General features: G+C 44.9%; 12 protein-coding genes and 1 pseudogene. All 13 read right to left on the bottom strand.

Annotated features, from left to right (window positions below; all coding sequences use genetic code 11):
• Window positions 1–48 precede the first annotated feature (48 nt).
• Window positions 49–711 (bottom strand): hypothetical protein, encoded by a 663-nt coding sequence (locus E7Y33_RS02990; RefSeq protein WP_139689600.1) that lies wholly within the window; start codon window positions 709–711, stop codon window positions 49–51.
• Window positions 712–814: 103 nt separating this feature from the next.
• Window positions 815–1507 carry an aspartate/glutamate racemase family protein gene (locus tag E7Y33_RS02995; protein ID WP_139689601.1) on the bottom strand — a complete coding sequence of 231 codons (693 nt, stop codon included), beginning with the start codon at window positions 1505–1507 and terminating at the stop codon, window positions 815–817.
• A 3-nt stretch (window positions 1508–1510) separates the two neighbouring features.
• A pseudogene (locus tag E7Y33_RS03000) lies at window positions 1511–1737 on the bottom strand (phosphoribosylaminoimidazole carboxylase).
• Window positions 1738–1757: 20 nt separating this feature from the next.
• Window positions 1758–2021, bottom strand: a complete 264-nt coding sequence (locus E7Y33_RS03005) for a hypothetical protein (protein ID WP_000133948.1) — start codon at window positions 2019–2021, stop codon at window positions 1758–1760.
• Between the two features lies 1 nt (window position 2022).
• Window positions 2023–3114, bottom strand: a complete 1092-nt coding sequence (purK, locus tag E7Y33_RS03010; RefSeq protein ID WP_139689602.1) for a 5-(carboxyamino)imidazole ribonucleotide synthase — start codon at window positions 3112–3114, stop codon at window positions 2023–2025.
• Window positions 3101–3589 (bottom strand): 5-(carboxyamino)imidazole ribonucleotide mutase, encoded by a 489-nt coding sequence (purE, locus tag E7Y33_RS03015; protein WP_000805606.1) that lies wholly within the window; start codon window positions 3587–3589, stop codon window positions 3101–3103. Before purE ends, purK begins: the two co-directional genes overlap by 14 nt.
• A 366-nt stretch (window positions 3590–3955) precedes the next feature.
• On the bottom strand, window positions 3956–5218 hold the full coding sequence (gene purD / locus E7Y33_RS03020) for a phosphoribosylamine--glycine ligase (RefSeq protein ID WP_139689603.1): 1263 nt from the start codon (window positions 5216–5218) through the stop codon (window positions 3956–3958).
• A 122-nt stretch (window positions 5219–5340) separates the two neighbouring features.
• The gene (gene purH / locus E7Y33_RS03025; protein ID WP_139689604.1) at window positions 5341–6888 is read right to left on the bottom strand and encodes a bifunctional phosphoribosylaminoimidazolecarboxamide formyltransferase/IMP cyclohydrolase; all 1548 of its coding nucleotides are present in this window, start codon (window positions 6886–6888) and stop codon (window positions 5341–5343) included.
• A gap of 1 nt (window position 6889) precedes the next feature.
• Entirely contained in the window at window positions 6890–7354 is a 465-nt protein-coding gene (locus E7Y33_RS03030) for a GNAT family N-acetyltransferase (RefSeq protein WP_125391655.1), read from the bottom strand.
• Window positions 7355–7398: 44 nt separating this feature from the next.
• Complete coding sequence (gene purN, locus E7Y33_RS03035; protein WP_139689605.1) at window positions 7399–7950, bottom strand: phosphoribosylglycinamide formyltransferase; 552 nt, start codon at window positions 7948–7950, stop codon at window positions 7399–7401.
• A complete protein-coding gene (gene purM / locus E7Y33_RS03040) occupies window positions 7947–8969 on the bottom strand; it encodes a phosphoribosylformylglycinamidine cyclo-ligase (RefSeq protein ID WP_139689606.1) in 1023 nt (340 codons plus the stop codon). The genes purN and purM overlap by 4 nt, the downstream gene beginning before the upstream one ends.
• Before the next feature lie 38 nt (window positions 8970–9007).
• Window positions 9008–10450: an amidophosphoribosyltransferase gene (gene purF, locus E7Y33_RS03045; protein ID WP_139689607.1), complete on the bottom strand. Its 1443-nt coding sequence runs from the start codon at window positions 10448–10450 to the stop codon at window positions 9008–9010.
• A gap of 161 nt (window positions 10451–10611) precedes the next feature.
• Window positions 10612–14337, bottom strand: coding sequence for a phosphoribosylformylglycinamidine synthase (locus tag E7Y33_RS03050; protein WP_139689608.1), 3726 nt, complete (start codon window positions 14335–14337; stop codon window positions 10612–10614).
• Between the last annotated feature and the right edge of the window lie 6 nt (window positions 14338–14343).

The raw sequence follows: 14343 nt of genomic DNA on the forward strand, positions 1-14343 counted from the left end.
TATTTTCCTATTTTTTTAGAAGGCAACCCCTTAGAAATAAATGCTAGACTATACAGTTCCTAAATCAACTCTAATTAAGTATTCAAGTTCCCAACGAACATCATCCAGTTTATTGTTTCTACCATCGTTATATTCTAAAGGTCTACCTGCAATAAAAGCGTTATGGCAAGTAACCTCAAACTTGACTAAACAATTTTTTACGTCTTGACTGGCATACAATTCAATAATCTTATCGGTACTTCTAAATTGTTCATATTCTTTCTTAGCTAAAAAATACTGATTTTTGATTTTTTCTATTTCCTTGATATAGTATTCTCTATTCCAAATTTCTGTTTTGATATCTTCTTCATCTTGATAAGTAAGACCTTCTCGCTCTAATCGCTTTTGATAATCTTCCTTAATCTGAATTTCTAAAATTTTAACTACCGTATCAAAGTTTTCTAAACTAAAGTTAGGTCCATATGATAATAGGTTCATGATATCATTTGGAGTTTTGTTTGGAAATAAAGATATTATTCTAAGTAATTTGTTGTAGATCTCTGTTAATTTTTCTTGTTTATTTCTTTTTTCCTCACACTTCCATTGCCGCACCTGCTCCTTTTTGCTATTTAAGAATTTATATAATGCCCATATTCCACCACATACAACTAAAATCGGTCCCAAAATTGTAGCAATATGAGCCCAATTCTCTAATTGATTCGCTTGCCGCATAAAACCTACCAATCCATCCCTTCTCCAAACTCCTCCACCTTATCCGACACATCACTAAACAAAGTCATGTGTCCCATCTTACGGTTATGCTTGTCTTCTATGGTCACTTATTTACCGCCCACTCCGCCGCTTTCTCTGCATGGATCACTGTTGTGTCGTAGAGAGGCAGGTCGGTGTCGGATTGCTTGACGAGGAGACCAATCTCGGTACACCCCAAGATAACAGCTTCAGCTCCTGCTTTTTTCAAATCATCTATAACGGCAAGATAAGTCTGCTTTGAGCTTTCTTTGATGTTCCCTAGGCAAAGTTCGTCATAAATAATTCGATTGACCTCTGTAATTCCAGCTTGGTCTGGAATCAGCACTTCTAACCCAGACTCTATTAATTTCTCCTTGTAAAAATCTTGGGTCATGGTGTACTTGGTCCCTAGGAGACCGACTTTTTCAATACCGTCAGCCAACAAGGCCTGCGCAGTTGCCTGCGCAATATGCAAGATTGGAATCGTAATCTTTTCTTGTATCTGCGGAGCAACCTTGTGTATGGTGTTGGTACAAATAACGATGAAATCCGCACCTGCTTGCTCCAAGCGCTTAGCAATATCTGCCAAAAGTTGACCGCTTTTCTCCCAGTCTCCGACTGCTTGATAATGCTCAATCTCTGCAAAATCAACACTGTAAAGCAGTATTTTAGCAGAATGCAGACCACCCAGCTCTTTTTTGATGGTTTCGTTAATGATTTGGTAGTAAGATGTGGTGCTTTCCCAACTCATACCACCAATCAGGCCAATAGTTTTCATAGACTAATTAAACTCCTCCTTGCTTATCGCCACCGACGGATAGTGCGGCAAGCTACTTAGATCTGCATCCAATGGAAAATCATAGATAGCCAGATAATTGTTTGGATATTGAATCTTTAATTCCTGATATTGGCTTTTACTTTTTCATGGTCGGCACTGGCAAAGAGCACTTCCACAACAGCAGTTTCTTTGCCTTCTTCCACAAAAGCGTTTACGATGATTTGAATCATAAACTGGTCTCCATTTAACTTTAAAGATTATCATTTTCTGAGTCTTCATGTATAGAAAATTCAAATGAAATTCTCTCAGGATGTCTAGGCAGGCCGTAACTACTCAGATAATCCTTAACTTCCTTCACGGAACAAGAATATTCTAAGACTAGCTGATTGCCAGCTCTCTCTAAAATATGAATCTCCTCTCTATCCGCAATCTCTGGAACAATCAAATCGTCCGTATAAGTCAGTGTTACGGTCGTTATTTCATCATCCAGCAATTCATCAAATTCTTCTGTCATTTCAAAAATCAATCCCCTCCCCAAACTCAACCACACTATCCGGTACATCACTAAACAAAGTCACATGCCCCATCTTGCGGTTGTGCTTCGCTTCTATTTTACCATACAGGTGGAGGTGGGTGCTTGGATTTTCTGTGACATATTTCTCAGCAACCTCGACATGCTGGCCGAGGACATTGAGCATAACGGCTGGTGCATGTAGTTTGATAGCTGGCAATGGTGCTCTGAGAACGCCCAAGATATGGGTATCAAACTGGGAGAAGTCGCAGGCTTCGATAGAGTAGTGCCCAGAGTTGTGTGGTCGTGGAGCAATCTCGTTGACAATGATGTCGTCAGCTGTCGCAAACATTTCCACGCAAAGGGTTCCAGACAGCTTGAGCTGTTCTGCGATTTGCACTGCCATAGCTTTGGCTTTATCAGCTAGACTTTCTGAAACGCGAGCAGGCACAATTGTCTTAGATAGGATATTATTTCGGTGGATATTTTCCTGAACCGGAAAAACTGTCACGTCCTTGCCATTTCCTGATACGATGACAGAAATTTCAAGATCAAAGTCGACAAATTCTTCCAAGACACAGTCTGCTGAGTCAGCTAGAGCGTAGGCTTCTTCTAAATCTTCTGCTGAGCGAATGACCTTTTGCCCATGCCCATCGTAGCCACCAGTCGCAGTCTTGAGGACATGGTTTTTAGACAGGTCAATATCTGCCAAATCTTGGCTAGAAGTCACGACCTTGTAGGGAGCAACGGTGACTTTGGCCTTGTTTGAGAGGAAGTCCTTTTCAAAAATCCGATTTTGCGAAATGCGGAGCAGGTCTGTCCCTTGTGGAAGTTGTCCATCCTTGATAACCGCATCCAAACCGTCTGCATCAACATTTTCGAATTCATAAGTGAGAACATCACAGCGCTCTGCCAACTGACGAAGGGCGTCCACATCATTATAAGGAGCCACGATAATTTCCGCCACGCGAGAGGCCGGGCAATCTGCCGCAGGATCTAGCGAGATGGCCTTGTGCCCCATGTAAATAGCAGAAATAGCCATCATCTGACCCAGCTGACCACCACCGATAATTCCGATTGTTTTAGATGAGCTCATTTGTAGACTCCTCAGCGATTTTTCCTTGTTCTTCAGCAAAATCCGCCAAAGCTGTCGCAATAGCCTGATCCTCTACTGACAGGAGACGGAGGGCAAAGAGAGCGGCATTGGTCGCACCTGCCTCACCGATAGCCATGGTCGCCACAGGCACACCACCTGGCATCTGTACGATAGAGTAGAGCGAGTCCACACCGCTAAGAGCACGAGACTTGACAGGTACCCCTATGACAGGAAGGGTTGTTTTCGCTGCGACCATACCTGGCAAGTGAGCAGCGCCACCCGCACCTGCGATAATGACCTTGATGCCACGGCTACGAGCTTCTTCGGCATGTCTGAACATGAGGTCTGGTGTGCGGTGGGCAGAGACAACCTTCTTCTCGTAGGCTACACCGAAGCGGTCTAGGACTTCAGCTGTTTTTTGCATGGTTGCCCAGTCGGATTTGGAGCCCATGATGATGGAAATTACTGGTTTCATTTTTAATCCTTTTTCTTCTTTTTTTTTGACAATCACCTTAGGTTGTTAGGGACGGAAGCAGCCACCAAAGGTGTCTCATGCCTAAATCGGAAGCCCAAGGTCTTCCAATTTTCCTGAAGTGATTGTTATATATTAGCTCGCTAACGCTCGCAATCAAACGACCATTAACGTATTTTGTGAATTTTTGCTAATTCTTTTTTTGATAATGGTCTCAGGTGGTGGGGACGGAAGCAAACCTTCGGTTTCATTCCTAAAATTTGAGCCTAAGTCTCAAATTTTCCCTAGACCAGAACATTCACTGTTCTGGTCTTTTCACCACGCCGACCATTATCGTGTTTGGCGACTTCGTCGCTTTTTCTTATATCTTTATCGAACTGCCTTGCTCCCGATATCGGTTCGGTAAAAGAGGCCTTCTGTGTTTTGTTTGTCGAGTTCACTGTAAATAATGGTTTGTCCGTCTTTGACGGTATCTGCTGTGGTGACGAGCATATAGACACGTCCACCGTTTGATAGCAGTGCTCTGCTATTTTCAGCGAATTTAGCACCGGCATAGTAAGTGATGATGTCGCCCTTGGTTTTTGCTGGCAATTCAACACCTTTTTCATAGTCTAGCGGGTAGCCGTTTGATGCGACAACTACACCAAGTGTCACACCCTTGTCTGTCCATGTGATGTTTGGCTCCTTACCATCGAGGATATCCGTAATATTTTGGGCGAAATCAGATGTCAAACGAGGTAGGATAATCTGAGTTTCAGGATCTCCAAAGCGAGCGTTAAACTCGATAACCTTAGGTCCATCAGCTGTCAAGATAAGCCCTGCGTAAAGAACTCCCAGATAAGGGCGACCTTCCTGAATCATCCCCTCAAGGACTGGCTTGACAATAGTCTCAACCGCTGTATCCACTACACACGGTGGCAAGTGAGGAACTGGCGCATAAGCACCCATACCACCCGTGTTAGGCCCCTTGTCGCCATCATAGGCACGTTTGTGGTCCTGAGCCGTTGGCATAATGTAGAACTTGTCCCCATTGACAAAGGCAAAGAGTGAAAATTCCTCTCCTTCAAGGAATTCCTCAATAACCACACGCGCACCTGAGTCACCAAATTTATTGTCCAAAAGCATCTCATGAGCGGCTTCGACTGCTTGCTCAACAGTCTCTGCAACAACGACACCTTTTCCAAGGGCTAAACCATCCGCCTTGACTACGATAGGTGCCCCATGCTTTTCGATATAAGCCTTAGCTTCCTCAAAATCTGAAAAAGTCCCATAGGCTGCTGTCGGAACGCCGTATTTGACCATGATTTCCTTGGCAAAATCCTTGGACCACTCCAGCTCCGCCGCCAATCTTGTCGGTCCAAAGGCTTGGAGACCAGCTGTATTAAAATCATCCACAATCCCAGCAGCAAGGGCATCATCTGGTCCGATAAAGGACCAAGCGATATCATTGACCTTTGCAAACTCAATCAATTTAGAATGTTCGGAAATAGAGATATTTACCAATTCCAAACCATCCAGAGTCATCCCGTCATTCCCAGGAGCTACAAAGACCTTTTCAACCTCTTTTGACTCAAGCAACTTCTTAGCAATGACATGTTCACGACCACCCGAGCCGACAACTAACAGCTTCATCTTACAACCTCTTTTGCGAATTATTTACTAATATTATAACATAAACGTTCGTTTTAATCTTGTTTTGTTCCGCGTTTTTACGCAAAAAAAGGAAAGAAACTGTTTTCTTCCCTTTTGTCTTCTTAATGTCTAAAATGTCTCACTCCTGTGAAGACCATAGTCAAGCCATATTTGTCCGCTGCTTCAATAGACTCTTGGTCACGGACTGATCCTCCAGGCTGGATGATGGCTTTAATGCCTGCTTTAGCGATTTCTTCCACGTTATCCGCGAATGGGAAGAAGGCATCTGAAGCAAGAACAGCACCGTCCAGACGGTCTTTGGCTTGGTCGATGGCAATACGAACAGAGGCCACACGGTTAGTTTGACCAGGGCCAACACCAAGCGTCATGTGGTCATTAGTAATGATAATACCGTTTGATTTGACATACTTGATAGCCTTCCAAGCGAACTCAAGAGCAGTTGCTTCTGTCTCAGTTGGTTGGCGTTTGGTTACCACTTGCCAGTCAGCTGGGCTTTCCTTGACCACGTCTTGGTTTTGCACGAGAAGTCCACCGACAACGCCTGTGTATTCTGCTTCTATTTCGCTAGCATCTTGAGCATCAAATAGCAAGGCAAGAATGCGCAAGTTTTTCTTTTTGTTGGTCAAAATGGCTAGCGCTTCATCCGTATAGCTTGGCGCGATGATGATTTCAAGGAAAACACCATGCATCTTCTCAGCTGTCGCAGCATCTACCTCACGGTTGAGAACGACAATCCCACCAAAGATAGAAACTGGGTCAGATTCATAAGCATAATCCCAAGCAGTCTCGATGTCGTCAGCTTGACCGATACCGCACGGGTTCATGTGTTTGAGAGCCACAACGGTTGGACGATCTTTGAAATCACGGATAATACGAATGGCAGCATCCGCATCGCGGATATTGTTAAAGGACAATTCCTTCCCGTTAAGCTGTTTCGCTGAAGCGATGGAGTAATCTGTCGGCAAGGCTTTTTGGTAGAAATCTGCGTCTTGTTGAGGATTTTCACCGTAACGCATAGCTTGTTTAAGGTCATAAGTCAGAGTGAGTTTTTCAGGTTTGCTTTCACCCACTTGAGCTGTGAAATACTCTGCAATCAAGGCATCGTAAGCTGCTGTGTGACGGAAAACCTTAGCCGCCAAACGTTGGCGAGTTTCATAAGAGGTTTCGCCGTTTGCTGCCAATTCGTCAAGAACAACAGCATAGTCAGCAGGGTCTACAACAACGGTCACGCTAGCGTGGTTTTTAGCTGCTGAACGAAGCATAGATGGCCCACCGATATCGATGTTCTCAACCGCATCAGCGTACGTCACGTCTGGTTTAAGAATGGTTTCCTTGAATGGGTAAAGGTTGACCACAACAAGGTCGATGAGTTCGATTTGATTGTCCTTAGCTGCTTCCAAGTGACTATCCAAGTCACGACGAGCTAAGAGCCCACCGTGAATATTTGGGTGAAGGGTCTTGACACGACCGTCCATCATTTCTGGGAAACCCGTCACATCATCAATTGCAATGGTCTCCACCCCAGCATTGTCAAGGGCAACTTTAGTACCACCTGTTGAGATAATCTCCCAACCAAGTTTTTTAAGTTCTTGGGCAAATTCAACAATGCCCGCTTTGTCTGAGACGCTGATTAAGGCTTTTTTCGTCATTCTATTCCTCTTTCTTTAGGTCCAAGCGCATAGCGATTTCGTTATTTTCTTCTATAAATTCTGTTTCCTGAAAACCCAGACTAGTCAGCAGGTGCTTCATTTTTTCATTTCCAACCACATAATCAGCGATAATATGACTGCAAGCTCTATCCATCTGAGCCTCTTTAATTAGAACTTCCAAGGCTTTTCGACCATAACCTCTTCCTTGGTACTGCTGACCAATCATTATCCGCCAGATAAAGTATTCCGCTTCATCCTTGTCTATTTCCAGCAGGAGAAAGCCAACCACTTGCTCATCCCAATAGATTGCCATCGGAAACACATCCTCATTTTTCCGGTAGAGCCATGCGTCAGCTAAAGAGCGTACATTTGGAGCCACGAAACGTGCTCGTTCATCAGCATCAGATATTTTCAAATCCAGCACTGCCTGAAAACTGCTCTCATCTACTAATTTCAGTTCAATCATTTTTTCTCCTAGCAATATTGCACAATCAAAACTTGATTTACTTCTTACCTTCTCCCCACCCCTAAACTTTCCAGCACCTCTGGATACAACTTGTACTCTGCTTCATGAATCCGAGTTTCAAAGCTTTCGATGGTATCATTCGCTAGCCGTGGTACACGGACTTGTTTGATAACCTTACCTGTATCCACTCCAGAGTCCACCCAATGAATGGTCACACCAGACTGCTCCACACCAGCTTCCCAAGCATCCTCAATCCCATGAGCTCCTGGAAATTCTGGCAGGTAGGCTGGATGGATATTGATGATCCGACCTTCATAAGCCGCCAATAAGGTTGGCCCAACGATTTTCATGTAGCCTGCTAGGCAAACCAAATCAATCTGGTGCTCTTCCAAGAGTTCGACAAGGGCTGCTTCGTAGTCTGCCTTGTTCTCAAACTCCTTGAGTTCAAAAGCGTAGGACAGAACGCCGAGCTTGTCTGCACGGTCGAGCACATAGGCGTCACGATGGTCTGAAAAGACAAACTCCACTGGAAACTCTTCGGCAATCACCTGAAAATTTGAGCCATTACCAGAGGCAAAAACCGCTATTTTTTTCATTTGATGATGACACTTTCGTTTTCTTTCTTGACGATGCGACCAATTTCATAGACTGGCTCATTCAACAATTCCTTGATACGACTTACATTTTCAGGGCTAACAGCCAACATGAGTCCTACGCCCATATTGAAGATTTCAAACATTTCTTCGTGTTTGATATGACCATATTTCTCAAGGGCTTTGAAGATCGGAAGGACTGGAACTTTGTCTTCTTCGATTTCTGCTGCTAGATCGTCTGCAAACATACGAGGGACATTTTCGATAAAACCACCACCAGTGATATGGGCAATACCGTTGACCAACTCTTCTTTGATGAGCGGTAAGACAGCCTTGACATAGATACGAGTTGGCTCAAGAAGGACTTCCTTGAGTTTCTTGCCTTCCAATTCTGGCAAGACTTCCTCACCTGTGTAGTCGGCAAAAACACGACGCACGAGTGAATAACCATTTGAGTGAATCCCACTTGAAGCAAGCCCGAGAAGGACATCACCTTCAGCTACTTTTGAGCCGTCTATGATTTGAGATTTTTCAGCCACACCGACTGCAAAACCAGCCAAGTCGTAGTCATCTTCGCCATACATACCAGGCATTTCAGCCGTTTCCCCACCGATGAGAGCAGCGCCTGCCTGCACACAACCTTCTGCCACACCAGCAACGACTTGTTCTAGTTTAGCTGGTTCATTCTTCCCTGTCGCCACATAGTCAAGGAAGTAAAGAGGCTCCGCACCTGCAGCGATGATATCATTGACACACATGGCTACACAGTCCTGCCCAATCGTGTCATGCTTGTCGTACTTGATAGCCAGCATGAGCTTGGTTCCGACACCGTCAGTCCCTGAGATCAAGACAGGCTCTTTTACCCCTATCTTTGAAAGGTCAAACATGCCACCAAAGCCACCAAGAGCTCCCATGACACCTGCACGCTCCGTACGAGCCACGTGCTTTTTGATCCGCTCAACAACTTCATAACCTGCTTCAACATCTACACCAGATTGCGCATAAGCATTTTTATTTGTCATCTTCTCTTCCTTTCCTTTCACGGAGAGTCTTTATCCGTCTATTTGTAAAAACTGGTCTTATCCCCCAAGCTTCTACGATATTCTTCCTCATAGTCGTAGAGAGGTGTTGGGTAGTCGCCGTCAAAGTAAGCGACGCAAAGCCCACCATTTGGCGCATCTGTTTCAATCCCGATAGAGTTGATCAAGCCATCAATCGAAAGATAGGTCAGGCTATCCGCACCAATGATTTGACAAGTCTCTTCAACCGTATGATTGGCCGCAATCAGCTCCTGACGCGTCTGGATATCAATCCCGTAGAAGCATGGATAAGCTAGCGCTGGACTACCAATGGCAACGTGAACTTCAGTCGCACCCGCTTCTTTCAAGAGCTGAACGATACGACGAGAGGTTGTTCCACGTACAATAGAGTCATCCACCATGACCACACGCTTGCCTTTAACAACACCAGAAACGGCAGACAGTTTCATCCGCACCCCTTGCTCCCGTAATTCTTGAGTCGGTTGGATAAAGGTCCGTTGAGTGTATTGGTTTTTGATAAGTCCCATTTCATTTGGTAGACCTGATTCTTCTGCAAAGCCCATAGCTGCGCTGAGTGATGAATTTGGCACACCGACCACGATATCCGCTTCGTGCTTGAACTCACGCGCCAATTGGGCACCCATACGTTTCCGTGCTGTATGGACATTGACACCATGAATGTTAGAGTCAGGGCGGGCAAAGTAGATATACTCCATGGAACAAATCGCCAACTGGGTATCATTCGTATAGCTATCGTACTGAATCCCATTGTCATCTACGATTACAATCTCTCCTGGTTTCACATCACGAATCCATTCTGCACCAATAACTTCAAAAGCACAGGTTTCAGAGGAAACAACCACCGCTCCGTTTGCCATTTTCCCGATAGAAAGAGGACGGAAACCATTAGGATCTAGAGCTGCAATCAGCTTATCCTCAAACATCAAAATATAAGCAAAACCACCTTTGACCAGGCTGAGTGCTTCTTTGATTTTCCCCATCAAACTAGGGTTGTGACTACGGCGAATCAAGTGAGCCAAGATTTCTGAATCTGAGGTAGAGCTGAAAATCGCTCCTCTTTGCTCTAGTTCTTTCTTGAGGGATTCTGCATTAGTCAGGTTCCCATTATGAGCCAATCCAAACTGCATATCATGGAATCGAAAGAGGAAAGGCTGGATGTTATCTACAGAAGCTTCGCCTGCAGTCGCATAACGCACATGCCCAATCGCACCAGTTCCTGTCAATTTATCCAAATTAGCAGGATTTCTGAAGACTTCTGAAAGAAGGCCCATATCACGATGGCGCTTCAATTGTCCCTGATCATTGGAGAGGATTCCTGCCCCCTCCTGACCTCGGTGCTGAAGACTGTGGAGACCAAAATAGGTTAATTTAGCAGCATCTGGATGTCCCCAGATACCGAAAACACCACATTCTTCATTAAGAGATTTTACTTCGTATGTCATTTTTTATACCTAATTTTTATTTGTGTATCATTCCTTTAGTAGAGCGGAATGATACGGTAGGAGCTCATTTCACTTGCAAAACAAACCTTTTGCAATCACCAAGAGCTAGATCTACATGACTTTTATATTACAGATACTATCTATTAGAAAATCTGTAAGTCTTATTTCCCAGTAAAGTATTTAACCGCCGACGCAAACAGGTGCTGATCTTTATTCCCTGGGATGTTTTGGAAAAGACCGTCTTCATAACGTTCTGAGTGTCCCATTTTACCGATGATTTGACCATTCTTGCTGGTAATTCCTTCGATGGCATTTACAGAACCATTCGGATTGTACTTAGAATCCATACTTGGTTTGCCGTCAAAGTCAACGTATTGGCTAAAGATTTGACCATTGGCACGGAGCTCTGCAAATTCCTCAGCCGTCACGACAAATTTCCCTTCACCGTGCGATACTGGAATGGCATGGATATCGCCCACTTGTACTCCAGCTAACCATGGTGAGTTGGTATTGGCAATTCGAGTTTCCACCATCTTAGCCACGTGCTGGTTGGCATCATTGTAGAAGAGGGTTGGGCTAGTACTGTTAGCATCCTCGAAGTTCCCGTATGGAAGAAGACCTGATTTGACCAAGGCCTGGAACCCATTACAGATACCGATAATCAAGCCACCACGAGCGATAAAGCTATCAATGGCCGCACGCACTTTTTCATTAAGAAGGATATTGACAATAAACTTAGCTGATCCATCTGGCTCGTCTGCAGCGGAGAATCCGCCTGCAAAGAAGAGAATGTTTGCCTTGCCGATATTGTCAACCATGGTTTCAACTGACTTGACAATAGCTTCTTCATTGAGTGTCACAAATGGCACCAAGTTAACCTCTGCACCTTCTTTTTCAAAGGCCTTGGCTGAGTCATATTCTGAGTTGGTTCCTGGGAAGACTGGGATGTAAACCACAGGTTTTTCAATAGTTTCCTTGGCTTTGATGACTGCGTTAGAAGCGACAGCTGGCACTGCTTCCAATTCTTTAGATTGGGCAAATTCTGTTGGGTAAACTTCTTCCAGTTTCCCTTGGAAGGCACTGTCAAGCTTGTGTCCATCTAACTTCACACCGTTGACAAGCAGTGTAAAGCCGGCACTTGTTTGACCGATTTTCTCTACTCCAGCGATTTCTTCAGGGGAGGTGAAGGTAAATCCGCCTAGCTGAGCTGTCAAAGAACTTTCAAGTTCAGGCAGGGTTACCTCTGCACCGATATGGTTCCCAAAGATAGCAAGAGCCAAACTTTCAAGGATTCCACCATATTTAACAGCTGATGCAGATGTTACTTTGTGGTCAGCTAGGATGGCTTCAAACTGAGCAAAGTTGCGCTTAATCAAATCAAAATCAATCTCTGCAGAGAGGGCTTGACCTGGGATGTAGTAGATGTTTTCACCAACATTCTTGAACTCTGGAGAAAGCACCTTACGGCTATCTGCCGTCGTCACCCCAAAGGCAACCAAGGTTGGCGGTACGGTCAATTCTTCAAAGGTACCAGACATGGAGTCCTTACCACCGATAGATGGCAAGCCAAGCTGGATTTGTGCTTCGATAGATCCTAGAAGAGCCGCTACTGGCTGACCAAAACGCTCTGCTTGTTTATCCATGCGTTCGAAATACTCTTGGTAAGAGAAGCGAGCCTTAGACCAGTTTGCACCAGCAGCCACTAAACGAGCAGTTGCTTCGATAACCGCATAGGCAGCACCGTGGTATGGAGACCATTCTGCCACATATGGATTGAATCCTTGGGCCATGACTGACGCAGTGTGAGTCACACCGTGCTGAACTGGCAATTTCTGCACAGATGCCTCAGTTGGTGTGAGTTGGTAGCGACCACCGAGTGGGTGATTGACAGTCGAACGACCGACAGAGCAGTCAAAGATAGTCTGCAAACCTTTCTGACTCGCATGGTTGAGGTCAGATAGAACCGCAAGGGTTTCTGCTTCAAGGGTTTCAGCAGATGTTTGACGTTCTTCTGGAAGCTTGACATCCTTGTCAACCACCTTAGCATCTACGACTACACGTACACCATTTGTGTCAAGGAAACGACGTTCCAAATCAACAATGGTTTCCCCATTCCAGTGCATGACAAGATTTGGTTTTTCAGTTACTGCCGCCACTACAACAGCGTCAATATTTTCTTTATTACATTCTGCAACGAAGGCATCTACGTCTTGAGGACGCACCACAACTGCCATCCGTTCTTGTGATTCAGAGATAGCAATTTCTGTACCGTTCAAACCTTGGTATTTAAGAGGAACCTTGTTGAGGTCAATTTCAAGACCATCTGCCAATTCACCGATAGCCACACAGACACCACCTGCTCCAAAGTCATTGGACTTCTTGATAAGACGAGTGACATCCCCATTACGGAAAAGGCGCTGAATCTTGCGTTCTTCGATAGCATTCCCTTTTTGAACCTCAGCTCCAGCAGTCTCTACGGACTCAACTGTTTGAACCTTAGAAGACCCTGTCGCACCACCGATACCATCACGACCAGTCTTACCACCGAGCAGGATAATGACATCTCCCGCTTCCGGTTTTTCACGGACTACATTTCCCTTGGGAGCTGCACCAACAACGGCACCAAGCTCCATACGTTTAGCTACAAAGCCTGGGTGGAAGTATTCACGAACGTAGGTCGTCGCAAGCCCAATCTGGTTCCCGTATGAAGAATAACCATGAGCCGCTGTCTTCGAAATGACTTGTTGAGGCAATTTCCCAGCGCGCGTTTCTGAAATCGGCGCTGTAATGTCACCAGCACCTGAGATACGCATGGCTTGGTAAACATAAGAACGGCCTGACAATGGGTCACGAATAGCGCCACCGATACAAGTTGCCGCTCCACCAAATGGCTCAATTTCTGTTGGGTGGTTGTGGGTTTCGTTCTTGAACATGAGGAGCCATGGCTCTTTCACTCCATTCACATCCACCTCGATTTCAACCGAGCAGGCATTAATCTCGTCAGACACTTCCATGTCATCCAAACGACCATTGGCACGCTCATAACGACCGAAAATAGTCGCCATATCCATCAAGGTTTGTGGTTTTTCAGAACGGCCTAATTCCTCGCGCATAGCTAGATACTTATCATAGGTTGCCTGTAATTGTTTTTCAAATTTAGAAGCTGAGAAGTCGATATTCTTCAACTCAGTCTCAAAAGTCGTGTGACGACAATGGTCAGACCAGTAAGTGTCCAAAACCTTAAGTTCCGTCTCAGTCGGCACGCGCCCGATTGACTTGAAATAGTCTTGGATAAAGAGCAAATCATCCACTTCCATAGCCATCCCTTGCTCAGCCTTGTAGCGGGCAAAGTCTTCTGCTGTATAGCTTTCAAAGAAAATCAATTTTGGAATGGTCTTGTCTGACTCTGAAAATTCCTGCTTGGCAATCCCTACTGTGATGTCCTTGAAACGTGAATCCACTGGATTGAGCAGGTAGTTCTTGACCGCGTCCAACTCAGTCGCATCAATATCTTTATTAACCAAGTAAAGTTGGGCAGTATTGACTGTCACTTCACTCGAACTTCCAAGTAAAAGCAAGGCTTCCTGTGAAGAAGCTGCACGCTGGTCAAACTGTCCTGGCAAGCTTTCGATGGCAAAGAAAGCATAATTGGCAAGATCAGTCTGCACAACCGCTTCATCCAAGACATGGTCTGTCACCTGCTCAGAGAAGATATGCTTCTCGGCAGGTGCAAACAAACTCTCTGACAAGTCAAAAACATCATAAACCTGCACAATGCGAATATTTTTCAAAGTTGACAATCCCAAGTTGTGCTGGAGCTCTCTCACCAAACTCTCTGACTTGACCTGAAAATCAGCCTTTTTTTCAACAAAAATACGTTTATTCATCAATTC

It is taken from the genome of Streptococcus oralis, from assembly GCF_006175905.1.
GTDB lineage: Bacteria > Bacillota > Bacilli > Lactobacillales > Streptococcaceae > Streptococcus > Streptococcus oralis_BG.